The organism is Fulvivirga ulvae (genome assembly GCF_021389975.1).
In the GTDB taxonomy this organism is placed as follows: Bacteria; Bacteroidota; Bacteroidia; order Cytophagales; family Cyclobacteriaceae; genus Fulvivirga; species Fulvivirga ulvae.
This window is the reverse complement of the sequence record NZ_CP089981.1, coordinates 1326824-1348806: the sequence shown is the minus strand read 5'-3', so window position 1 is coordinate 1348806 and position 21983 is coordinate 1326824. Positions and strand designations below refer to the sequence as shown.

At 42.9% G+C, this 21983-nt stretch carries 24 protein-coding genes; 18 read left to right on the top strand and 6 right to left on the bottom strand.

Annotated features, from left to right (window positions below; genetic code table 11):
* Window positions 1–26 precede the first annotated feature (26 nt).
* Complete coding sequence (gene cdaA / locus LVD17_RS05670) at window positions 27–911, bottom strand: diadenylate cyclase CdaA (protein WP_233765340.1); 885 nt, start codon at window positions 909–911, stop codon at window positions 27–29.
* Window positions 908–1774 (bottom strand): dihydropteroate synthase, encoded by an 867-nt coding sequence (gene folP, locus LVD17_RS05665; RefSeq protein WP_233765338.1) that lies wholly within the window; start codon window positions 1772–1774, stop codon window positions 908–910. The genes cdaA and folP overlap by 4 nt, the downstream gene beginning before the upstream one ends.
* A 38-nt stretch (window positions 1775–1812) precedes the next feature.
* Here folP and LVD17_RS05660 point away from each other — a divergent pair, with 38 nt between their 5' ends.
* The 3 genes from LVD17_RS05660 to LVD17_RS05650 are packed head-to-tail and all read left to right on the top strand — an operon-like array spanning window position 1813 to window position 3978.
* Window positions 1813–2361, top strand: a complete 549-nt coding sequence (locus LVD17_RS05660; protein ID WP_233765337.1) for a DUF1599 domain-containing protein — start codon at window positions 1813–1815, stop codon at window positions 2359–2361.
* A complete protein-coding gene (locus LVD17_RS05655) occupies window positions 2358–3467 on the top strand; it encodes a BT_3928 family protein (protein WP_233765336.1) in 1110 nt (369 codons plus the stop codon). Before LVD17_RS05660 ends, LVD17_RS05655 begins: the two co-directional genes overlap by 4 nt.
* Window positions 3457–3978, top strand: a complete 522-nt coding sequence (locus LVD17_RS05650; protein ID WP_233765335.1) for a shikimate kinase — start codon at window positions 3457–3459, stop codon at window positions 3976–3978. Before LVD17_RS05655 ends, LVD17_RS05650 begins: the two co-directional genes overlap by 11 nt.
* Before the next feature lie 47 nt (window positions 3979–4025).
* Here the strand turns inward: LVD17_RS05650 and LVD17_RS05645 are convergent, their stop codons facing one another.
* The gene (locus LVD17_RS05645) at window positions 4026–5627 is read right to left on the bottom strand and encodes an OmpP1/FadL family transporter (RefSeq protein WP_233765334.1); all 1602 of its coding nucleotides are present in this window, start codon (window positions 5625–5627) and stop codon (window positions 4026–4028) included.
* Between the two features lie 28 nt (window positions 5628–5655).
* Window positions 5656–7011 carry a hypothetical protein gene (locus tag LVD17_RS05640; protein ID WP_233765333.1) on the bottom strand — a complete coding sequence of 452 codons (1356 nt, stop codon included), beginning with the start codon at window positions 7009–7011 and terminating at the stop codon, window positions 5656–5658.
* Window positions 7012–7155: 144 nt separating this feature from the next.
* Here LVD17_RS05640 and proS point away from each other — a divergent pair, with 144 nt between their 5' ends.
* The 6 genes from proS to LVD17_RS05610 all read left to right on the top strand — a co-directional run bounded on the left by proS (window position 7156) and on the right by LVD17_RS05610 (window position 13341).
* Window positions 7156–8631, top strand: a complete 1476-nt coding sequence (gene proS / locus LVD17_RS05635) for a proline--tRNA ligase (RefSeq protein WP_233765332.1) — start codon at window positions 7156–7158, stop codon at window positions 8629–8631.
* A 147-nt stretch (window positions 8632–8778) separates the two neighbouring features.
* The gene (locus LVD17_RS05630) at window positions 8779–9465 is read left to right on the top strand and encodes a glycosyltransferase family 2 protein (RefSeq protein WP_233765330.1); all 687 of its coding nucleotides are present in this window, start codon (window positions 8779–8781) and stop codon (window positions 9463–9465) included.
* Window positions 9466–9468: 3 nt separating this feature from the next.
* Window positions 9469–10923, top strand: coding sequence for a cellulose synthase family protein (locus LVD17_RS05625; RefSeq protein ID WP_233765328.1), 1455 nt, complete (start codon window positions 9469–9471; stop codon window positions 10921–10923).
* Window positions 10916–12268, top strand: a complete 1353-nt coding sequence (locus tag LVD17_RS05620; protein ID WP_233765326.1) for an MptA/MptB family glycosyltransferase — start codon at window positions 10916–10918, stop codon at window positions 12266–12268. The genes LVD17_RS05625 and LVD17_RS05620 overlap by 8 nt, the downstream gene beginning before the upstream one ends.
* 40 nt (window positions 12269–12308) lie before the next feature.
* Window positions 12309–12758 (top strand): rhodanese-like domain-containing protein, encoded by a 450-nt coding sequence (locus tag LVD17_RS05615; protein WP_233765325.1) that lies wholly within the window; start codon window positions 12309–12311, stop codon window positions 12756–12758.
* The gene (locus LVD17_RS05610; protein WP_233765324.1) at window positions 12751–13341 is read left to right on the top strand and encodes a TIGR04282 family arsenosugar biosynthesis glycosyltransferase; all 591 of its coding nucleotides are present in this window, start codon (window positions 12751–12753) and stop codon (window positions 13339–13341) included. Before LVD17_RS05615 ends, LVD17_RS05610 begins: the two co-directional genes overlap by 8 nt.
* A gap of 4 nt (window positions 13342–13345) precedes the next feature.
* Here LVD17_RS05610 and LVD17_RS05605 read toward each other — a convergent pair whose 3' ends face one another.
* Window positions 13346–14026: a Crp/Fnr family transcriptional regulator gene (locus LVD17_RS05605; RefSeq protein ID WP_233765323.1), complete on the bottom strand. Its 681-nt coding sequence runs from the start codon at window positions 14024–14026 to the stop codon at window positions 13346–13348.
* Window positions 14027–14117: 91 nt separating this feature from the next.
* Between LVD17_RS05605 and LVD17_RS05600 the strand changes: the two genes are divergently transcribed.
* From LVD17_RS05600 to LVD17_RS05585, 4 genes are read left to right on the top strand one after another with little or no spacing between them, the layout of a single operon-like run.
* A complete protein-coding gene (locus LVD17_RS05600) occupies window positions 14118–14936 on the top strand; it encodes an MOSC domain-containing protein (protein WP_233765322.1) in 819 nt (272 codons plus the stop codon).
* Between the two features lie 38 nt (window positions 14937–14974).
* On the top strand, window positions 14975–15523 hold the full coding sequence (locus LVD17_RS05595) for a CopD family protein (protein ID WP_233765321.1): 549 nt from the start codon (window positions 14975–14977) through the stop codon (window positions 15521–15523).
* Window positions 15507–16136, top strand: a complete 630-nt coding sequence (locus LVD17_RS05590) for an SCO family protein (protein ID WP_233765320.1) — start codon at window positions 15507–15509, stop codon at window positions 16134–16136. Before LVD17_RS05595 ends, LVD17_RS05590 begins: the two co-directional genes overlap by 17 nt.
* Window positions 16126–16578, top strand: coding sequence for a c-type cytochrome (locus LVD17_RS05585; protein ID WP_233765319.1), 453 nt, complete (start codon window positions 16126–16128; stop codon window positions 16576–16578). The genes LVD17_RS05590 and LVD17_RS05585 overlap by 11 nt, the downstream gene beginning before the upstream one ends.
* Before the next feature lie 3 nt (window positions 16579–16581).
* On the opposite strand, the gene LVD17_RS05580 is transcribed toward LVD17_RS05585, so the two are convergent.
* Window positions 16582–16992 (bottom strand): DUF2141 domain-containing protein, encoded by a 411-nt coding sequence (locus LVD17_RS05580; protein WP_233765317.1) that lies wholly within the window; start codon window positions 16990–16992, stop codon window positions 16582–16584.
* 311 nt (window positions 16993–17303) lie between these two features.
* Here LVD17_RS05580 and LVD17_RS05575 point away from each other — a divergent pair, with 311 nt between their 5' ends.
* From LVD17_RS05575 to LVD17_RS05555, 5 genes are read left to right on the top strand one after another with little or no spacing between them, the layout of a single operon-like run.
* Entirely contained in the window at window positions 17304–17621 is a 318-nt protein-coding gene (locus LVD17_RS05575; protein ID WP_233765316.1) for a c-type cytochrome, read from the top strand.
* A gap of 50 nt (window positions 17622–17671) precedes the next feature.
* The gene (locus tag LVD17_RS05570) at window positions 17672–18130 is read left to right on the top strand and encodes a nuclear transport factor 2 family protein (RefSeq protein WP_233765315.1); all 459 of its coding nucleotides are present in this window, start codon (window positions 17672–17674) and stop codon (window positions 18128–18130) included.
* A 5-nt stretch (window positions 18131–18135) separates the two neighbouring features.
* Window positions 18136–18600 (top strand): (2Fe-2S)-binding protein, encoded by a 465-nt coding sequence (locus LVD17_RS05565; protein ID WP_233765314.1) that lies wholly within the window; start codon window positions 18136–18138, stop codon window positions 18598–18600.
* A 4-nt stretch (window positions 18601–18604) separates the two neighbouring features.
* Window positions 18605–20779 carry a xanthine dehydrogenase family protein molybdopterin-binding subunit gene (locus LVD17_RS05560; RefSeq protein ID WP_233765313.1) on the top strand — a complete coding sequence of 725 codons (2175 nt, stop codon included), beginning with the start codon at window positions 18605–18607 and terminating at the stop codon, window positions 20777–20779.
* Window positions 20780–21958 (top strand): XdhC family protein, encoded by a 1179-nt coding sequence (locus LVD17_RS05555; RefSeq protein WP_233765312.1) that lies wholly within the window; start codon window positions 20780–20782, stop codon window positions 21956–21958.
* The last annotated feature ends 25 nt before the right edge of the window (window positions 21959–21983 follow it).

The following is a 21983-nucleotide window of genomic DNA, read 5'->3' as shown; positions in this document are numbered from 1 at the left end:
TTATCAAGAGGGGATTTTTTATTGTTTCAGGCTCTTGCCTTGGCCTCATTTATCGACGTAGCTTTTGCTTCCTTTTCGACAGGCTCCTCTACAGCCTCTTCTTTTTTCTCGTCTTCGGTGGTGAGGTAATCATTGATTTTCTTTCGTAGCTCCTGAGGAGACAGGTTATGAAGCAATTTGCCGTTTCTTGCCAAAGAAAACTGGCCTGTTTCTTCTGATACAATAAGCACCATAGTGTCTGTAATTTCAGACATCCCCAGGGCAGCTCTGTGCCGTAAGCCAAACTGCGCAGGCAATGCGTCATTTTCAGAAACAGGAAGAATACACCTGGCTGCTTTTATTTTGCCTTTAAATATAATAACCGCGCCGTCATGAAGCGGACTGTGCTTGTTGAATATTGAAAGCAACAATCGCTTGGATAAATAGGCATCTATGATGTCTCCTGATTCTGCATAGAATTTTAATTCAGAATCTTTGGAAAGAACGATCAATGCCCCGGTGTTTGTGCCGCCAAGGGTTTTGGCAGCCTCAATTATAGGAGTGATGTTATAGGCTTCTTTTGGGGCTCTGCGTTTCCATACAAATAAACCGTTGAAAAAATTGCCTTTATTGAAGTCAGTCGTCTTGCCAATCAAAAGGAGGAATTTTCTGATTTCCGGCTGGAACAATATGATAGCGGCGAGAACACCAACACCCATAAACTGGCCAAGGATTAATCCCAGAAGTTCCATCTGTGCAGCCCTTACGATCAGGTAAATAAGGTATAATGATAATACGCCGAGGAAAATCTTAACAGCAACGCTGCCACGCATCAACTTATAAACCTGATAGAGGAGAATACTTACCAGCATGATGTCAATTACATCAACCCAACTGACTTCCAAAAAACCTATGCTGAATAAGTAGATCAATTTTCTATACTATTATAAGTTAAATTAAAAAGTTTTACTGTTTCAACTGCCTCTTTCACATCGTGGACTCTCAAAATCTGTGCCCCGTTAAGAAGGGCAATTGTATTTAGAACAGTGGTTCCGTTTAAAGCTTCTGATGGGGCAATACCAAGTTTTTTGTAAATAAATGATTTTCTGGAAACTCCTGCTAATAATGGAAGCCCTAAAACCTTAAAATACTTCAAATTTTTTAGCAAAACATAATTTTGATCCATTGTTTTGGCAAAACCAAATCCCGGATCCACCACTATATCTTTAACACCTCTCGAATGTAATTCGCTCACTTTTTTCTCAAAAAAATCGAGAATTTCAATCAAAAGACTATCATACGCAGTGTTTTTGGTCATAGTTTTAGGGGTACCGCGCATGTGCATTAATATATACGGTACCTGCGTATCTGTAACCACATCGTACATACGTTTATCCAGTTCACCTCCGGAGATATCGTTGATAATATCGGCTCCTGCTTCTATGCTTTGTTCAGCTACAGCAGCCCTGAAAGTGTCGATAGAAAGGTATACATCGGGGAATGCTTTTTTGATGTTCTTTATGTGTGGGATGACCCTTTTCAACTCCTCTTCCTCCGGGATGTCATCGGCCCCTGGGCGGGAAGAATAGCCTCCGATGTCAATAATATCCACGCCCTGATCTGCCATGGCAGCAGCCCTGGCCAGGATAGTTTCTTCATGGGTATACCTGCCACCGTCAAAGAAGGAATCCGGTGTGGTATTAAGTATTCCCATTACCAGCGGAGACTGCAGGCTGACTACATTTCCGCCAATGTTGAGTGTTTTTTTACCTGAAAAAACTGTATCTTTCGCCACGTTTAAAGAAGGTTATTTATATAAAATAAGCATTAAAATTGATAGATAAAACGGTCAGCGAATATAAGCAGGTAATACAGGAGTGTAAAGGACTTTTTGAAAAGAAGACAAAAGATTATGGCACCGCGTGGAGGATATTAAGGCTTCCTTCTATTACTGACCAGATATACATAAAAGCGCAGCGAATACGCTCAATTCAGGATAAGGGACAGCAAAAAGTTGGTGAAGACGTAACCTCAGAGTTTATTGGTATCATCAATTATTGCATCATGGCCATTATTCAGATTGAACTAAAGGACAATTCTAATCTCGATCTCAAATATGATGAACTTGAACCGTTGTATGATCGTATAGCAGAGGAGACCCTTGATCTTTTGCAGAATAAGAACCACGACTACGGTGAGGCCTGGAGGGAAATGAGGGTAAGTTCGATTACCGATATTATATTGATGAAACTCCTCCGTGTAAAACAGATAGAGGACAATCAGGGCGTGACTCTGGTATCTGAGGGGGTTAAAGCCAATTATCAGGATATGATCAACTATTCAGTATTTGCATTGATAAAACTTAATTTTTTGGTTAAATGATAAAGAAAGGGATTGATATTTTTTCGAGGGTTTTTGTAGGTGGCTTGTTTATCTTTTCCGGTCTGATAAAGCTCAATGACCCAATAGGCACCAAGATAAAACTGGAGGAATATTTTGATGTTTTTGCTGCTGATTTTGGATCATTCTTCGAATGGTTTATACCTGTAGCCTTGCCGTTAGGCATGGTGCTTATTGTACTTGAGGTGGTATTGGGGATAGCAGTGCTGATTAATTATAAAATGAGGACAGCAACCTGGATTCTTTTATTGTTAATGATCTTTTTCACCTTCCTTACATTCTATTCGGCATATTTTAACAAGGTGACAGACTGCGGTTGCTTTGGAGATGCTATTCCTTTAACGCCATGGGAATCTTTTTATAAGGATGTCATTTTGATGGTTTTTGTACTACATCTGTTCTGGCATCGCGGACGTTTTGAGCCTATGTTCCGAAACAGGCCGGGCCATTTTATTATTGGAGCGGTAACCGTAGTATCATTTGCGGTTGGTGTTTATGCTATTCAACATCTTCCTTATATTGATTTCCGTCCGTATAAAATCGGAGCGAGCATACCTGATAATATGATAGCCGAAGAAACCCCCAAGCTGGAGTATACTTTCAAAGGTCCGGATGGAGAGTTGATAGAGTCCGATAAATACCTTATGCCCGACGCTGGATATGAATATGTTTCATCAAGAGTGGCCAACCCGGAAAAGTCAACGCCAAAAATAACAGATTATCAGGTGTTGAGCATTGAAGGAGAAGATTTTACGCAGGAGTCATTTGACGGAGCAAAGCTGATTCTTGTATTTTATGACACGCAAAAGGCCAATAAGGAACACATTAAAGATATAGTTGATCTGGTCAATGGCCTTGAAAGTTCCATAAAGCCTATGGTGCTGACTTCGGCCAGTGAGGGTGATTTTGAAGCTCTTCGCCACGAGTATCAATTGGCTGTTCCCTATTATCAAACTGATGCGACTGTATTGAAAGCTATGATACGATCCAATCCGGGGGTGTTGCTGTTTAAGCATGGTATTGTTTTAGGGAAATGGCACCACAACGATGTGCCGTCGTCAGAAACCGTCAATGGGCTTGCAAAATAAAATCTTCCTGGTTGGTATGCCCGGCTCTGGTAAATCTACAGTTGGTCTACAGTTGGCAGCCAAACTCAACATGCCTTTTATTGATCTTGACCAAAAAATCGAGGAGCAGGCACAATGTACAATCAAAGAAATATTTGCTCAGCATGGTGAAGCCCATTTTCGTGAGCTCGAACAGAAAGCTTTACATAATGCTGTTGAATCGGAAGGAGGCTTAATTATAGCCACTGGTGGTGGCGCCCCATGTTTTTTTGATAATATGGATGTTATTAAAGCCAATGGTGTAAGTGTTTTTATAGATACACCACTAGAGGAACTGGTGGCCAGGCTTAATGCCTACGAGAAGGACAAGAGACCAAAATTTTCATCTCGGGAAGGACTAAAGGGACAACTTGAAGAATTGTACAAGAACCGGCTCTTCTTTTATGAACAGGCAGACCTGAGATGGAACAACGCAACCGAAACGGCAGATCAGTTGATTGAAAGTCTGAAGAAACTAAAAAAGCTCGACTGAATATTTCGGTCGAGCTTTTTAATAACCTGTGATTTATTAATATCCTTTTAGAAAAAGAATCCTACTGAAATGGTAGCAGTGGTGTTAGTATTTTCAACTTCGGCTACCGCTGCTCCGGGGTATGGCATAATGGTAGAGTTTCTTCCAAGACTGTTTATCAGTCCAAGGTCTACAAAAAAGTCTTTGGTTCTTATGCCAGCTCCAACGGAAACTTTGCTTTCGCTATTATCAACGCCGTCATCCGTTGGGTCTCCAAGGTAGTTGAATCCTGCCCTTACCCTGAACATGTCAAAACGATATTCTGCCCCTGCTCTGTAATTATAAACGGCTTCATATTGATCTATACCCTGATTACTGTCTGAAAATGTATAGCCATCGTCCCCATTGCTTAATTTGGCCTGTGAATAATTAACCCTTTCCACATCTCCGGTAATAAATCCGTTTTTCCCGATGAAGTAGGTAATACCACCGCTTACTCTTGATGGGGTTGAGATGTTATAGTTAAAGGGAGTGTAGGTGATCGTCCAGTCATGATAGGCATCCCTGTAATCTGTAGAGCTTGTATAATCCGCCTGTAGTATTGTTTCCTGAGTTTGTTCCATGCCATAGTAACTAGGAGTGGTGTATGATAAGCCCAGCAATATTGGGGCTACAGGCCGTGCGATAACTCCAAAAGTAGCATTGATACCAATACCACTAATGTTATAATTGTCTATAAGAGTAAGCCTTCTTAACGTTGCCTGGGTAGGTTCTTCCGTATATATTCTTTCCACATCTCTGTCAACAGATAGTATGCCTATACCTGCGCCAAAATATACGCGGTCATTATAATTTCCACCATAGGAAATGGATGTTTGATAAATTCCGCCTTTTGAGTTAATAGTTTCTCTTTGTCGGGTAGGGAAATTCTCTTCAGGAAATGCGGGTACATAGATGGGGTCGCCATTGTTATCTGTGAGCAGAGAGCCATTTTCATCCGTAGCATAGATATCCCTGTCTACGATTGATTCTGTAGGACTTACAGGAAATACATCGATTAGATAAGTTTCATAAGCAAGTTCTACAAAGCTATTGCCGTTGTAGGTAAGGTTGCCACTGCCATCTATACCTGCGCTTAATACGGCATATTCTATAAAGTCTTTAGGAGAATTGGCATCCAGGACTATATCTCCATTTGAATCGACCGGATTATAAGAATCCCCTTCATAAGTTACCCTGTTTTGAAAGTCAGCGATCCTGTTAAGGCTCAGTCCGAATGATCCGCCTCTCCATTTGCTTTCTACCAAATCGCCTTTGGTTTTATTGAGTACCACACCGAGATTGGCAAAATTCAGGTTAAGCTTTGAGTCATTAACATTGGTGCCAAGATAGTCGGAGGATGAGCTGATAACATTGAGGGTAGGGCTAAATGAAAATTCTGACCTGTTAAAAAAACCCAGTCCTGCCGGGTTAGAGGAGGCAGAACTGATGTCTCCCCCTAATGAAGTTTGTGCTCCGCCCAAGCCCTGGATTCTGGCTGATCCGCCCAGGTAAGTTCTACTCATGTCCAGAGCAGTGGCGGAGAAGTCTCCTGCATCCTGTGCCTTAGCGGTTACCAAGAGGCAAAGCTGTAGCAGGCCTATTGAAATAAGCTTAATTAATCGGTTCATGAAATAAGGATCTTTGAGTTTTTACAAATTAGTTACCACCTCTTCTTGATCTGCTGCTTCCGCCACTGCTTGACCTTCCGGTAGAGCCAGAGCTTCTTGAGCTACTTCCTGAAGAGTAAGATCCGCTACTTCTGCTGTTGCTTCCTGAGCCTGAAGAGTACCCGGAGCTTCTGCTATTGGATCTGCTTGGAGAATAACCACTACTGTTAGATCTTGATCTGCTGGGAGTACTGTAGCCTGATGAAGACCTGCTATTGGACCTTGATCCACTGTTGTAATTTGAATTATTGTTTCCGGAAGACCTGTCGTAAGATGATGATCTGCTACGGCTTGTGCTTCTGGACTCAGTAGAGTAATTGGAAGTAGACCTTGTTCTGCTATTGTAGGTTCTGCCGTTTGACGCATTGTCATTAGAAGAACCTGAAACAGCTTCCCTTGATCTCCTGTAGTATCTGCTTTGGGTATTGGAATAATCCCTTGACGTTGCTTCGGTTGCCACACGGCTTGTTCTGCCATTTGATATGTCTCCACCAGAATTATTAGTAGTGGTTCTACCTGTTCTTCCATTACCGACTAAATCACCACTTCTTGAAGTACTTGGTCCTCTTTTTACCGTTCTGTTGCTTCTTGTCTCGTAGTTATTGATTACCACATAATTGTTTCTGTAAGGATAGCCATAGCCGTAATAAGAACCATAATAGTATGGTGAGCAGAAAGGATCATAAAAAGAGTAGAAAGGATCATAATAACCTCCCCATCCATTACCCCAGCCCCAGCCGTATCCTACCGAGACTCCTGAGTACCAGCCATTTCTCCATCCCCAGGTATTGCCAAAACCGAATGAAACAGACCAGCCGGATCTGAAAGGCCTGTAGCCATGCCCGTATCCGTAACGTCCGTACATATAAGGGCTATAGAATGGATCAAAAGCAGTACCTCTATAATATGAAGGATCGCTCCAGTAAACATCTGATGAATTTCTAAAGTAAGTGGTATTGCCATATCGATCTCTTACTACGACATCTGCATCCTGCTGATAATCGTTGACTACGGAGTAGTCATTATTATAATCATCGTTGTAATATTCATCTCCCGAATATTCACTGTCGCTTGAGTAATCTTCCTGCGATTTTGCCTGATAACGGGCGATGTATTCCGGGTTTACAGTTTTAGAAGAGAAGTTTTCCTGAGGGTTATTGGTAAGTTGTTGTACCTGATTGGCATCTTGTACTACCTTATCTTCCACTTTGACCTTCTTCACTGTATTGCGGTCGCTGGGCATGAAATAAAGGTCATCGTATTCTTTGTCCTGGGCGAATGAACTACCCAGCGCAAATATCGATGCACCTAAAAAAGCGGATAATTGTTTGATGTGAATATTCATGGCATACCTGTTTTGGGTTATAAACATACTTTATTAAACGACAATTCCAAAAAACGGATATATTTTAAGATAATAATATCCTTATATTTGCCGGAATAAAGTTATTTCAAGCTATTTACATCAAATTTTATACCAAAAACTGCTATGGGTAAAGGATTACCAAAAAGAAGTGAAGATTATTCTCAATGGTACAACGAATTAGTAAAAAAAGCCGATTTGGCGGAGCATTCGGCTGTGAGAGGCTGTATGGTCATTAAGCCGTATGGTTTTAGTATCTGGGAGAAAATGCAAGCTGCGCTTGACAAAATGTTTAAAGACACAGGTCATTCCAATGCTTACTTCCCTCTTTTTGTACCCAAATCTTATTTGAGTAAAGAAGCTGACCATGTCGAAGGATTTGCCAAAGAGTGTGCCGTCGTAACGCATTACAGATTAAAAAATGCAGAAGATGGCAGCGGCGTGGTGGTAGATCCGGATGCAAAACTGGAGGAGGAACTGATTGTAAGGCCTACTTCAGAAACAGTGATCTGGAATACTTACAAAAACTGGATCCAATCTTACCGCGACTTGCCATTGTTAATCAACCAATGGGCCAATGTGGTGCGTTGGGAAATGAGGACGCGTTTGTTTTTAAGAACTGCTGAATTTCTGTGGCAAGAGGGCCATACTGCTCATGCTACAAAGCAAGAGGCTATAGATGAAACCGTACAAATGCTGAATGTATATGCAGAGTTTGCAGAAAAGCATATGGCTATGCCTGTATATAAAGGTGTGAAGACCGAAAGTGAGCGCTTCCCGGGTGCTATTGATACCTATTGTATCGAGGCCCTTATGCAGGATGGCAAGGCTCTCCAGGCTGGTACATCTCATTTCCTTGGCCAGAATTTCGCCAGGGCTTTTGATGTAAAATTTGCAGACAAAGAAGGTAAACTTGACTTGGTTTGGGGAACTTCATGGGGAGTAAGCACAAGGTTGATGGGAGCACTGATCATGGCGCACTCTGATGATGACGGTCTCGTATTACCTCCGAAACTGGCGCCAATCCAGGTAGTAATTGTGCCTATTTTTAAGAATGAGGAGCAGCTTAATGCCATCACCGAAGTGGTTGATAAAATTCAGGCTGAATTGAAGGCTTTGAATATCAGTGTTAAATTTGATACAAGAGATACCAATTCTCCAGGCTGGAAGTTTGCGGAGTATGAATTGAAGGGGGTGCCTGTAAGAATGGCAATAGGGCCTCGTGATTTGGAAAATGGTACCATTGAAGTAGCACGTCGCGATACCAAGGAGAAGGAAGTAGTAGCTGTTGATGGTGTGGTGAAAAAGGTGCAGGACCTACTGGAGGATATTCAGGAGAATATTTACAAAAAAGCGTTTGATTATAGGGAAAGCAACACTACCAAAGTTGATACCTACGAGGAGTTTAAGTCAGTCCTTGATGGAAAAGGTGGCTTTGTTTTGGCCCATTGGGATGGAACTCCCGAGACAGAAGAGAAAATTAAGGAAGAAACCAAAGCGACTATCCGTTGCATACCTGTGGGTGCCCCTGAAGAGTCGGGCAAATGCGTTTACTCTGGCAAGCCTTCCGGCAGAAGAGTGCTTTTTGCAAGGGCATATTAAGATTTTAATAAACGAATACTAAAGACATGATGGCACTGTTGCTGTCATGTCTTTTTTTGTGCTTTATCGAAAGACTTCAATATTGTCACTAACCTGACTTTGCCCGCATCATATTTCCCGTACTTTTGCATTTGATTTTTAGATAAAATGAAACCAGTTATACGGGTGATCATCCCTGCTTTTAACGAGCAGAATGGCGTTGGCAATGTGATTAATGAAATCCCCCAAGATCTTGTAGAGGAGGTAATTGTCGTTAATAACGCGTCTACGGACGAAACAGAAAAGGTAGCGAAAAATGCCGGTGCTACGGTGCTTAAGGAACCAACCAAAGGCTATGGACGAGCTTGTTTAAAGGGTATTGATTATGTAACTAATCAAGGGAATACAGACGTTGTAGTTTTTCTTGATGCTGATTATTCTGACTATCCCCATGAAATGTATGAGGTTGTAAAACCCATAATTGATAACCAGGCTGATCTGGTGATTGGTTCCAGGGCTTTAGGGCACAGGGAGCGTGGGGCTATGACTCCGCAGCAGGTATTTGGCAACTGGCTGGCCACTTCATTATTGAGGTTGTTCTATGGAGTACGCTTCACTGACCTCGGGCCTTTCAGGGCTATCAGTTATGATAAGCTGATGGCTTTAAAGATGAAGGACAAGAATTATGGCTGGACTGTGGAAATGCAACTAAAAGCAGCCAAACAGAAGTTGAGATGTGTGGAAGTACCGGTTAACTATAGAAGAAGGATAGGCTTTTCAAAAGTTTCCGGTACGGTCAAAGGCACTATTATGGCAGGGTATAAAATCATTTGGACGATCTTTAAGTATATTTAACAGGTGGAATATATCGTTATCATACTCTATGGTTTATCTCTGCTGCTGATCTTTCTTTTTAGCCTGGGGCAGTTGCATCTTACCTGGCATTACCTCAAAGCAAAGAAACAAAAAGATGTGGCTGTAAAGCCTTTGCAGGTATATCCGAAAGTGACAGTGCAATTGCCAGTGTACAACGAGCGGTATGTTGTGCAGCGGCTTATTGATGCCGTATGCCGGTTTGAGTACCCTAAAGAGAAACTGGAGATCCAGGTACTTGATGATTCTACCGATGAAACGGTTGAAATTATAGCTGATAAAGTCAATACATGGAAGGCTGAAGGGGTGAACATCAGACATATTCGCAGAGAAGAGAGAACAGGTTTTAAAGCCGGGGCACTACAGTATGGCCTGGATATGGCAGAAGGAGAGTTTATTGCCGTATTTGATGCTGACTTCCTCCCTCAACCTGATTTTCTGAGTAAAACGCTGCCTGTTTTTGAGAATACAACCGGTGTGGTACAAACGCGTTGGGGGCATTTAAATAAAGACTATTCCATACTCACCAGGCTGCAGGCCTTTGGATTGGATGCACATTTTTCAATTGAGCAAACCGGGAGGAACCATGCCGGTAGCTTCATAAACTTTAATGGTACAGGTGGAGTGTGGCGTAAGAAATGCATTTATGATGCTGGTGGCTGGTCGGCAGATACGCTAACCGAAGACCTGGATCTTAGCTACAGGGCTCAAATGAAAGGTTGGAAATTCAAATACCTGGAGGACTATACAGCACCGGCAGAGCTACCTGTAATCATGACAGCTGTCAAATCTCAGCAGTATCGCTGGAACAAAGGGGCGGCAGAAACGGCCCGGAAAAATTTAGGGAAAGTATTCAGGTCTCCGATTAACGGGGTTGGTAAATTGCATGCTTTTTTTCATCTTTTGAATAGCTCGGTATTTATATGCCTGCTGCTTGCCTCAGTTTTAAGCATTCCAATGTTATTTATTAAAGATGCTTACCCCGCATTTAATTTCATCTTTAACCTTGGCAGCATCTTTTTGATCGGCTTTTTGTCTATTGGTTTTTTTTATTGGATAGCAAGCAGGCAGAGCCATCCCAAGGGAACAGGGAAGTACTACCTGACTACCTTCCCGGTTTTTCTTACTGTATCAATGGGGTTGTCACTGCATAATGGCATAGCAGTGCTTGAAGGGCTGCTGGGAATCAAAAGCCCCTTTATCAGAACACCTAAATTTAACATTAAAAGTAAAGCGGATTCGTGGAAAGACAATATCTACGTCAAGCGCAAAATTGACTTCCTTACTATATTAGAAGGGTTTTTGAGCCTCTATTTTATGTTTGGTATCGCCGCTGGCATTTATCTTAACGATTTGGGGTTGATCATTTTTCATGTGATGCTTACTTTGGGCTTTGCAAGTGTGTTTTATTATTCCATCAAGCCGTTGAAGCATGGTTAAGAGTAAATCAGGTCCTGTCTTATATTTGGCATCAGTACTTTCTTTACTCTTATATATTTTTATTGCCTATGTTGTTAAAAGGCATGATTCCTTTCTGCTTCTAACTTGCTACACTTTACTCTTTACAGCATTCCTTACCATGTGGTATTATGCATACTCCTCCAAGAGGGTTCGCTGGCTGGTGGTATTGGCTATATTTCTAAGGGTAAGTTTGCTGTTGGCGTTCCCTAATCTTTCAGATGATATTTACCGTTTTGTATGGGATGGCAGGTTGATTAACAATGATATTCATCCTTTCTCGTACCTCCCTACTTACTTTATGTCGCCCGGGTCTCCCGATGTTCCGGGGATTACCTCCAGTTTATTTTATCAGTTGAACTCACCGGAATACTTTACCATTTACCCACCGGTATCACAGTTCTTTTTCTCAGTGTCAGCCTCTATCTTCCCCGAGTCAGTGCATGGCAGTGCTATTGTGATGAGAATATTTATAATAGTTGCAGAAATAGGAAGCATCTGGCTGATCACGCGCATTCTTTTTCACTACAAGCTTCCGTCAAGGCATGTTTTGTTATATGCACTAAACCCGTTGATCATTCTGGAATTGACCGGAAACCTTCACTTTGAAGCCTTTATGATCTTCTTTTTGCTGGTGGCTGTTTATTTTTTTCTTACCCGGAGGTATATTATTTCTGCTCTGGCCTTTGCCTTCACTATTGCCAGTAAACTACTGCCGTTAATCTTTCTGCCGTTGCTGGTCAGAAGGATATGGGGAAAGCAGGTGATGGTGTATTATGTGCTTACGGCCATTTTTACCCTCATTTTATTTTTACCGTTGATCAACCAGGAGCTGATCAATGGCATGTCATCGAGCCTGTCGCTTTATTTTCAGCGATTTGAATTTAATGCCAGCATCTATTACCTGTTGAGGGAAGGAGGCTTTTATTTGAAGGGATACAATACCATTCACATCCTCGGAAAGTACCTGGCAGCTTCAACCTTTATATTGATCATGGGCTACGCCCTTCTTCACAACCCAAGGCGTGTGAAGCTACCGGAGGCAATGCTTTGGGTAATATTGATTTATTGCATGCTTACCACTACACTGCATCCCTGGTATTTGGCTACGGTTGTTTTGCTGAGTGTTTTTACTCCCTTCCGGTTTCCTGCTCTGTGGTCATTCCTGGTATTTGTTACCTATGTCGGATATTCTGAAACCGGTTTTCAGGAAAATTTGATTTTGACAACCATTGAGTATATTCTGGTGTATACATGTATGTTATATGAAATTTATATTCACTATATAAGGTCAACCAACAAGAAGGTAGTAGAAGTATATGAATAGACTATATATTTTTTTAGTGTTACTAATTTCGACTCAATGTATGGGACAGAAAGATTTTGATGAGAAGCTAAACTCCATTCTGGATAAGTCCGTGCCCTTTATTTATACTAATGAACTCAATGAGCTTACCGAAAAGGAAAGCCAAATTTTGATCCTGGATACCCGGTCAAAGAAGGAATACCGGGTGAGCCATATTCCCAATGCTATTTTTGTGGATTATGATAACTTCTCCGGAGAGGCAGTACAAGGTTATAATAAGGAAGCACCGGTTATAGTGTATTGTTCCGTGGGTTACAGAAGTGAAAAGATCGGGGAGAAATTGGAGGAGCTGGGCTTTAGTAATGTCAGAAACCTTTACGGAGGTATTTTTGACTGGAAGAATAAAGGACATGAGGTAGTGAATGACGAAGGTATGGAAACGGATAGTGTACATACCTATAATGAAAACTGGTCGAAGTGGTTAAAGGAAGGTGTTAAAGTCTATGAATAGACTGCTGATCATTTTTGTTAAAAATCCTGAACCAGGAAAAGTGAAGACCCGGCTGGCCAAAACCATAGGTGATGAAGCAGCCCTGGCGGTTTACTTAAAACTTTTGACGAATACCCACCAGACTGTAGACGGCCTGGAATGCGACAAGGCTGTCTATTATTCCGAATATATCGACTCTGAGGATAACTGGGAAAACAGTCGCTATCAAAAACACCTGCAAAAGGGCGACGACCTGGGGAAGCGGATGTTTAATGCCATTCGTGAAGCCTTTGTGTCGGGCTACAACTCGGTTTGCCTGATTGGTTCAGATATTTACGGGCTGACCGCGGACATTATTGCTCAAGCCTTCAATAAACTGGAAATAAACGACATAGTACTGGGGCCTGCGGAGGATGGTGGATACTACCTTATAGGAATGAAAAAACCCTACTCCGGAGTTTTTCAAGTATCACAATGGAGCACATCGACGGTTCTTAGTGATACTATTAAACTCATTGAGGATCAGGGATTAACTTTTGATAAAACCCAAACATTAAAGGATATTGACCGCGCAGAAGACCTGAAAGGGACTGATCTTGCATGATGTGCTAGCACAACTTATCAATATCCCTGATCAGTATTTTTCTCCTGTCAAAGTTGATCAGGTTTTTCTCTTTTAGCTCATTTAGAATAGTGGTCACGGTCTGGCGGCTGGTGCCGGTCAGGTTGGCAATGTCCTTATGAGTAAGTTTTGTAGGGATCATAGTTTCGAAACCCACTTTCTTGCCTTTCCAGGCAGCAGCATCTTTTAAGAAGTCTATGATCCGTGTTCTGGCATCTTTGAAGACCAGGGACTCAATCCTTCTTTCAAGCTTTCTTATTCTCAGGCCAATCAGCTTATAGATTTTAAAGCTCAGCTCTTTGTTTTCGGCCATTAGTGCCTGCATCTCTTCTATACTGATAGGACAAACGGTGGTGTTATCATCCATGGCCTGAGCAAAGTCGGCCCTTTTTTCTTCTCCGGCAAGGGCCAGCTCCCCAAAAATTTCACCCGTGCTCAATATCGATTTTACTACTTCCTTTCCTTCTTCGGTATAGTGCCCGATCTTAATCCGGCCAGCCGCTATCATGTAGATGTTCTTGGCTGGCTCCTCGGGAAAATAGACAAACTGGTTCTTTTTATAATAGTTAAAGCTATGTCTTTCAGAGATGGTTTTGATCTTGTGCGGACACATCAGGTTAAATAAATCAACATCCTCAAAGTACCATAAAGTTGAGTTACTACTCATTGCAATTAAACTTCTCGCGTTACGTCCTGGAAAAAATATTTATACTTAAGTTAGTAAATATAATCACTTTAGTAAAGATATACCTATAGCTATGTTTCTTAGTGACATCATCATTTACCCTATAAAATCCTTCCCGGGTGTACGTATAAACGAAATTAAAGTTGAGCAGCGTGGTTTGGCGCACGACCGCAGGTGGATGCTTGTTGATGAAAACGATAAATTTATCACCATTCGGCAACGCCATGAGCTGCTGCTTTTTGATTTGCATATTGAAGGCAATGGTTTCGTGGTAAAGCACCGGGAAAGCGGGGATACGCTTTCGCTTCCATGGAAAATTACAGAAGGCAGAGAAGTACAGGTAACCATCTGGGAGGATAGTGCCATGGCCCTCGAAGGAAGAAGTGAATGGAGTGACTGGCTTGCAGAAAAACTGGACCTGGACTGCCGGCTGGTGTACATGCCCGATACTTCCCGTAGACAGATTAAAAGGGAATGGGCCAAAGATGATGAAATTGTAAGTTTTGCCGACGGCTATCCGCTGCTTGTGGCTGGCTCGGCCTCACTGGCAGATCTGAATGGAAAGCTGGAACAAAAAATCACGATCGACAGGTTCAGGCCTAATCTCGTTTTTGAAGGAGGGAATCCATACGAGGAGTTTACCTGGGGGCAGTTCAAGATCGGAGAGAATAAATTTCAAGGGTTAAAGCCTTGTATCCGGTGTGTAGTGACTACCCTGGATCCGGTAACGGCTGAAAAGGGACGGGAGCCTTTGCTGACCTTATCAAAGCAGAAGGTTGACAACAAAATAGTTTTTGGGCAGCATGCCTACGCCACTGAGTATGGTGTGATAAAGATTGATGACGAAATAGAGGTACTTAATTATAAAGATTCGCCTTACGATCCGATTTAAATTGTGTCTGATGGTTAACTTTGCCGCAAATTAACAGCATGTCATTTTTATACGTTAAAGCCCTCCATATCATATTTGTTACCACCTGGTTCGCCGGGTTATTTTATATCGTCAGGTTATTTATTTACCAGACAGAGGCTTCCGAAAGACCTGACCCTGAGCGGTCTATTTTGGTAAAGGAGTATAAAAGGAACACCAAAAGGTTATGGTTTGCCATCACGTGGCCTTCGGCTGTGCTTACATTGATCTTTGGTACGTGGGTTTTGATGCATGTACCCGCCTACCTGAAAGAAGGGTTCATGCACATCAAGCTGGCCTTTGTGTTTGTGCTTTATGTCTATCATTTTATTTGTCACCGCATATACAAACAGCTCCAAAATGATGTTTATAAATACTCTTCGCAGCAATTGAGGATATGGAATGAAGTGGCGACTATTTTGCTGGTAGGCATCGTGTTCATTATTGTTTTAAAAAATGCTATGAGTATGGTTTGGGGGCTGGCAGGGCTTGTCGGCTTTACCGTTATACTCATGCTGGCTATAAAAATTTATAAAAACATAAGAGAAGGAAATGAAAAACAGAAGTAGTTATATCCTGGTTGTTCTTTTGGCCATAGTATTTGCTTCATGCAACGGGCAAAAAGAAAAGAAGAAATTACCCATTATGGGCAGAACAGAAATTGACGGTACTGATACTATACATCATACCATTGCGGATTTTAAGTTTGTAGATCAGGATAGCAATTGGGTTTCCACTGAGACTTTCACAGACAAAATCTATGTGGCGGATTTCTTTTTTACTTCATGCCCTACCATTTGCCCCGTGATGAAAGCCCAAATGCTCAGGGTTTACGATTCCATTCAAAACAAGTCTGATGTACTGATACTATCACACACCATAGACCCCAAGCATGATACCGTGGCAGTACTTAAAGAATTTGCAGATCGACTGGGTGTAGAGAGCAGCAAATGGCACTTTGTAACGGGTGAAAAAGATGATATTTACAAAATAGGACAAACCAGCTATATGGTGAGTGCTTCGGAAGATCCAACAGAACCGGGAGGCTATATTCACAGTGGTGCTTTTATATTGGTGGACAAGGGAAGAAGGATACGAGGGTTGTATGACGGCACAAAACCTGACCAGGTTGACCGACTTATTAATGATATTGATGTTTTACTTCAGGAATATGAAAAATAACATGATTAGAGGCTTAGCATTACTATTAGCAGTATTTATAATTTCCTGTAGTGGAAAAGGTGGCGAGAATAAAGAAATGAGCCACTCTGAGAATGTGAAACTGGAACAATATATGGTTACGGGGAGCAAACTCTATACGATCCACTGCAGTAGCTGCCATCAGTCGGAAGGGCAGGGCCTGGCGAAACTTTTTCCTCCACTTAGCGGATCGGACTATCTGGACGATAAGCTGCAAACTGTGCCATGCATTATTAAAAATGGGCTAAGTGGGGAAATTACCGTGAATGGCGTGGTTTATAACCAGCCCATGCCGGCGATACCTCAACTCACTAATCTCGAAATCGCCGAGATTACCACATATATTTATAATAGTTGGGGAAGAAACCACGGCATAGTGAATGTAAAGGACGTGGAGAAAATGCTTGAAAACTGCAAAAAATAGTTGCTACATATACTTTAAAGGGATGGTGATGGCCTCATCACTGTCCACTTTAATTTTGGTATCGTTGTAAGAAGGAGGCCCAAATGCCCCCATAGACTTTTTAGAGAAACCGAAGCCCTCTGTTGGTATCCCGAAAAAATTCTTGTCCAACTCTCCGTTTTCATTCTTATCATAAATGATGGACACCGAATAATGTCCTTGAGGTAAATCCGTGAATTTTATGTTTTTTGAGTTCTGGCTAACAGCAACCGTCTGACTTTTAAAAGGCTTCTCTAAGAAATTTTCCTTTGAGTTGAATATCGCTATAATCAATTGCCCTTTGGGTTCTTTGATATTTTCAACAGTAACATTCAGTTCATAGCTGCCTTGTTGAGCATGGCCGAATATTAACAGTAACGAAAACAAGATGGTCATTTCAATTTCAGGTATGATTAAAGTAAACTCAATTTAAAAGGGAAACCGGTATAAATTGATAACACAAGTGTACAAGTAATGTTGCATTTGTCAAACTAAACCTGCTATTGAGATTGAACAAGGTGAAGTTTATCGAATAAGCGGGTATGCTGCCATCATAGAGAGGATATTTTACGTATATGCAATATCAGCAACTACCTAAACGCTCTATGTATCTCAAACCCCTGATACGGCTTTCCATTTTTTTATTTGCCCTATTTCTATTCTCATTTTCCTATAAACAGCGCCAGAGCAGTGACTTAAAACAAAGTATGGATCGTGGCAAGAAACTGTACATGTCATATTGCCTTACCTGTCATATGCAAAATGGAGAGGGTATACCTGGTACTTTCCCTCCGCTGGCCAATGCTGATTATCTTATGGAGGATGCAGAACGCTCCATAGGCCAGATCATTAATGGAGCATCAGGCGAAATGAAGGTGAATGGTGTAGTTTATAACAACGTGATGCCCGGGTTCGATATGACCGACCGGGAGATAGCGGATGTGCTTAATTATATCAGGAACAGTTGGGGCAATCAGGGTGAGGTAATAACTGAGGAGCAGGTACATGAGGTTAGGGATAAATAAAATAACAGATCAGGACGACAAATAAATATATAACCTAAAAGCAGCAACACATGGAAACTAAACAATTACTATTGATTTTGACCCTTATTTTGGGCTTCAACTTTGCCGATGCCCAAACAGACAAGGAGCAGGTGGAGGCGGCAATACTGGATTATGTGGAAGGGATTTATGAGGTTCAACCTGAAAGGATTAAGAGAAGCGTACATCCTGAGTTGGTAAAAAAAGGTTTTTGGAGGCCCAAAGACCAGTCAGCATATAAGGATGAGTCCGTAATGACATTTGATGAACTGGTCGATCTGGCCGGTAAGTGGAACGCCAAAGGGTGGTTGCCTAAAGACGCACTCAAAGTAGTTGAAGTTTATGACGTTCAGGATAAAACGGCAGTGGGCAAGCTTACTGCTCACTGGGGTACGGATTATTTTCATCTTGCCAAATATGGTGACCGGTGGATGATCACCAATATACTGTGGCAGAGTCCTGCACCCATGGAAAAAACCGCTAAAAACTAATTCCCATGGCACAGTTCAGTTTAAATATCAATGCACAAACCTATAACATCGATGTTAGCCCCGATACGCCTTTGCTATGGGTGCTCAGGGATACCCTGGGTCTGAAAGGCACAAAGTTTGGATGCGGCAAGGCACTTTGTGGTGCCTGTACTGTACACCTCGATGGCAACGCGATCCGTTCGTGCAGCTTTCCGGTGTCTGCCGTTAAGGGCAAAGTTGTGACCATAGAAGGGTTATCCGAAAAAGGTGACCACCCGCTTCAACTGGCCTGGCAGGAGGTCGATGTGCCGCAATGTGGCTACTGCCAGACAGGGCAGATCATGTCTGCTGCGGCACTATTGCAGAGGAACCCGAACCCTACCGATAAGGATATTGATATGGCTATGTCTGGGAATATTTGCAGGTGCGGCACATATCTTCGTATAAGAAAAGCGATCCATACAGCCGCGAAAGGAGGGGCAGATGAGTGAATTGATGAAAATTAAACGCCGTGATTTCCTTAAGATCAGCGGCATTACCGGCACCGGACTTATCCTGGGCTTTGGTTTGTCAGCGGGAGCCAGAGACAAGGCGCTAACGCATTTTGAACCCAATGCATTTTTGAAAATAGGGTCAGACAACAGCATTATCATATTTGCCAAAAATCCTGAAATAGGTCAGGGAGTTAAAACGTCCCTTCCGATGATCATAGCAGAGGAACTGGAGGTTGACTGGAACAGCATAGAGATAATACAGGCAGGTCTTGACAGCAGGCTTGGTGCGCAATTTGCCGGAGGCAGTACGGCCATCAAGACCAACTGGCAAACTTTGAGAACTGCCGGAGCGGCAGGCAAATCTATGCTCATCGCCACTGCGGCCGGGAAGTGGCAAATTTCCGAAAGTGAGTGCTATGCCGAGCGTGGAGTAGTAAAGAACCGGCGAAATAAAAAACAATTTACCTATGGGGAACTGGCCGGTGATGCCTCAAAGCTTAAAATTCCGGAAACACCGCCCTTGAAAGACCCTAAGGATTTTAAAATTATCGGCACCTCCAAAAAAGGAGTTGATAATCAGCAAATAGCGACAGGGACTGCTGAGTTTGGTATTGATGCCCGCAAAGAAGGCATGCTGGTGGCAACGATATTGAAATGCCCAGTTTACGGAGGTAAGGTAGGAAGCTTCGATGACTCGGAAGCCAAAAAGATTGATGGTGTAAGGCACGTGATCAAAATAGATGCCCTGGGGCCTGTTGAGCGGGTAGCAGGTGTGGCGGTGGTCGCAGACAATACGTGGGCGGCTATGAAAGGCAAAAAAGCACTCAAGGTAACCTGGGATTATGGAGAAGGAGCATCAGAAAGCAGTGCCGGCATACTGGAGAAATTTGACACATACCTTGCCAAAAAAGGGGAGATAGGTTTGCGGGATGATGGCGATGTAGACGCAGCTTTTAACAAAAATGAAAAAGCGATTGAAGCCATCTACGAGGTGCCATTTCTCTCTCATGTGCCCATGGAGCCGATGAACTACTGTGCCGATGTAAAGGAAAATGAGTGCGAGGTATGGGGACCAACGCAGGTTCCCGGTTACGTACAGCGGTTGGCTTCCGGAATTGCCGGCATTCCCCGTGAAAACATTAAAGTAAATATGACGAGGGTAGGCGGGGGCTTTGGCCGAAGGCTAATGGCAGATTATGCGGCAGATGCAATTACCATCTCCCATCAGATAAAGCAGCCCGTACAGGTGGTTTGGAGCAGGGAAGATGATATACAGTATGACTATTACAGGCCTGCAGGCAGGTACAAACTTAAAGCTGCACTGGACAATGCAAATAAACTTACAGCCTGGTACCTCAATGCGTCAACAACATCGAGAAACCTGTTCCGCGGCTCTCAGGAGTCACCACATACCACTGAAGTTTTTCCTGATGGATTCCCGGCCGGGTTCGTGCCTAATTTCCGGATGGAGTACACGCCTGTGAAAACAGTGGTGCCTAGTGGTGCCTGGAGGGCACCGGGCCATAACGCAACTGCCTTTATCGACCAGAGTTTTATTGATGAAATGGCGCATCTGGCAAAGAAAGATCCCGTCGACTTCAGGCTGGAAATTTTGGGTAACGAAGATAAAGAAATGCCCTATGCAGACCATGGAGGGCCAACGTACAGCACCAAAAGACTTAAAAATGTTATTAAAATAGCGGCAGAGAAATCCAACTGGCACAAAAAAGAGGTTGGCATCTATAAAGGGTTTGCAGCGCATTTTATGTTTGGTGCTTATGTGGCAGAAGTTGTAACTTTATCACTGGACGCCAATAAGGAACCACATATTGAGAACGTATTGGCCGTGGTGGATTGTGGTATCGTGGTGAACCGGAGTGGTGCCATGTCGCAGATAGAAGGAGGTATAGTGGATGGCCTTGGAGCCGCCATGTTTGGAGAGGTTACCATAGCAGATGGCATGGCTCAACAGGACAACTTTGATACCTATAAAATGATCAGAATGAAGGACGCACCGAAAATAGAGGTACACCTTGTAGAAAGTAAGGAGTCTCCCGAAGGCCTGGGAGAAATGAGCCTGCCCATGATCAGTGCGGCTTATGCTAATGCAATTTTTGCGGCCACAGGTAAACGAATCCGTAAGTTACCTGTTCAATTATCTGAAGTCAGTTCGTAAATGAAGGAAATAAAAAACATAATAGCCGAGTATCATAAGATAGATTTTGATAAGAAAAAAGCCGCTTTGGCCACAGTGGTAAAGGTCAGAGGCTCGTCTTATCGCAGCCCGGGAGCCCGTATGCTGATTACCAATGACGGCCGGTGGATCGGTTCTATCAGTGGCGGATGCCTCGAAGGGGATGCATTGAGAAGGGCCAGGGAGGTAATGCAAACCGGCGAACCTCAGGTGATCACTTATGATACTACGGCCGACGGAGATTCCCTGGGCATAGGTCTCGGCTGCAATGGCATTATCGATGTGCTGATCCAGGCTATAAGGGAAGATGATGCAGATAACCCTATTAAAAGACTTGAAAGCTTTGTGAACTACGATAATCTGTCAGTAATAGCGACAGTTTTCAGAACGCATGGAACGCCAGGGGTCGCAGAACAGCTATGGATCGATAACAACAATGATGTTCATGGTGACATCCGCGACAATGCCTTGAGAACACAAATGAGTCAGGACCTGCTATGGGTACAGGAAAACAGAAAGCCGGAAATAAAAACATATGCCAATGGACAGTTGGAGGTGCTTTTTGAAATTGTTGAGCCTTGTATAGATCTGTTGATCTTTGGAGCAGGGTTTGACGCTCGTCCCGTGGTTGACCTTGCCAAGGTTATGGGGTGGGAGGTAACGGTTACGGACGAATGCATAGCCCATATTGCCCCGGCCCGGTTTCCGTTGGCTGACCAGGTAAAGCTTTGCAAACGTGAGCATGTCAGCGAGGAAATTAAAATAAAACCCTATTCGGCGGCGGTATTGATGTCTCATAACTATGAATATGACTTGCAAGTGCTAAAGAGGCTTCTTCCCACACCGGTAAACTATATTGGTATACTGGGCCCTAAAAAGCGCGTAGATAAAATGTATGAATCTCTTGAAGCAGAGGACTTTCAATTAACGCCAGAAGACAAACACCGGATCCATAGCCCAATAGGTTTGGATATCGGAGCTGAGACCCCGGAGGAGATAGCACTGTCTATTATTACCGAAATCCAGGCCAAGTTTACCAACAGGAGTGGAGGCTTTCTGAAATACAGAAATGCCCCGATCCATCACCGTGATGGCAAGGAAGACCAGGTATTTAAGCAGGTTTTTATCAATCAGGTCATCGAGAAGAAGAGCTCAATATAGCCCAATTTGGGGGAGTTGATAAAGT

Bases quoted from the DNA above. Each gene is read 5' to 3' on its own strand.
- LVD17_RS05640 (WP_233765333.1), bottom strand. From the start codon at position 7,011: ATGAATATTCACATCAAACAATTATCCGCTTTTTTAGGTGCATCGATA.
- LVD17_RS05655 (WP_233765336.1), top strand. From the start codon at position 2,358: ATGATAAAGAAAGGGATTGATATTTTTTCGAGGGTTTTTGTAGGTGGC.
- LVD17_RS05620 (WP_233765326.1), top strand. From the start codon at position 10,916: ATGGTTAAGAGTAAATCAGGTCCTGTCTTATATTTGGCATCAGTACTT.
- LVD17_RS05555 (WP_233765312.1), top strand. From the start codon at position 20,780: ATGAAGGAAATAAAAAACATAATAGCCGAGTATCATAAGATAGATTTT.
- proS (WP_233765332.1), top strand. From the start codon at position 7,156: ATGGGTAAAGGATTACCAAAAAGAAGTGAAGATTATTCTCAATGGTAC.
- LVD17_RS05610 (WP_233765324.1), top strand. From the start codon at position 12,751: ATGAATAGACTGCTGATCATTTTTGTTAAAAATCCTGAACCAGGAAAA.
- LVD17_RS05570 (WP_233765315.1), top strand. From the start codon at position 17,672: ATGGAAACTAAACAATTACTATTGATTTTGACCCTTATTTTGGGCTTC.
- LVD17_RS05645 (WP_233765334.1), bottom strand. From the start codon at position 5,627: ATGAACCGATTAATTAAGCTTATTTCAATAGGCCTGCTACAGCTTTGC.
- LVD17_RS05615 (WP_233765325.1), top strand. From the start codon at position 12,309: ATGGGACAGAAAGATTTTGATGAGAAGCTAAACTCCATTCTGGATAAG.
- LVD17_RS05630 (WP_233765330.1), top strand. From the start codon at position 8,779: ATGAAACCAGTTATACGGGTGATCATCCCTGCTTTTAACGAGCAGAAT.
- LVD17_RS05575 (WP_233765316.1), top strand. From the start codon at position 17,304: ATGGATCGTGGCAAGAAACTGTACATGTCATATTGCCTTACCTGTCAT.
- LVD17_RS05605 (WP_233765323.1), bottom strand. From the start codon at position 14,026: ATGAGTAGTAACTCAACTTTATGGTACTTTGAGGATGTTGATTTATTT.
- LVD17_RS05585 (WP_233765319.1), top strand. From the start codon at position 16,126: ATGAAAAATAACATGATTAGAGGCTTAGCATTACTATTAGCAGTATTT.
- LVD17_RS05600 (WP_233765322.1), top strand. From the start codon at position 14,118: ATGTTTCTTAGTGACATCATCATTTACCCTATAAAATCCTTCCCGGGT.
- LVD17_RS05590 (WP_233765320.1), top strand. From the start codon at position 15,507: ATGAAAAACAGAAGTAGTTATATCCTGGTTGTTCTTTTGGCCATAGTA.
- LVD17_RS05565 (WP_233765314.1), top strand. From the start codon at position 18,136: ATGGCACAGTTCAGTTTAAATATCAATGCACAAACCTATAACATCGAT.
- LVD17_RS05580 (WP_233765317.1), bottom strand. From the start codon at position 16,992: ATGACCATCTTGTTTTCGTTACTGTTAATATTCGGCCATGCTCAACAA.
- LVD17_RS05595 (WP_233765321.1), top strand. From the start codon at position 14,975: ATGTCATTTTTATACGTTAAAGCCCTCCATATCATATTTGTTACCACC.
- LVD17_RS05560 (WP_233765313.1), top strand. From the start codon at position 18,605: ATGAAAATTAAACGCCGTGATTTCCTTAAGATCAGCGGCATTACCGGC.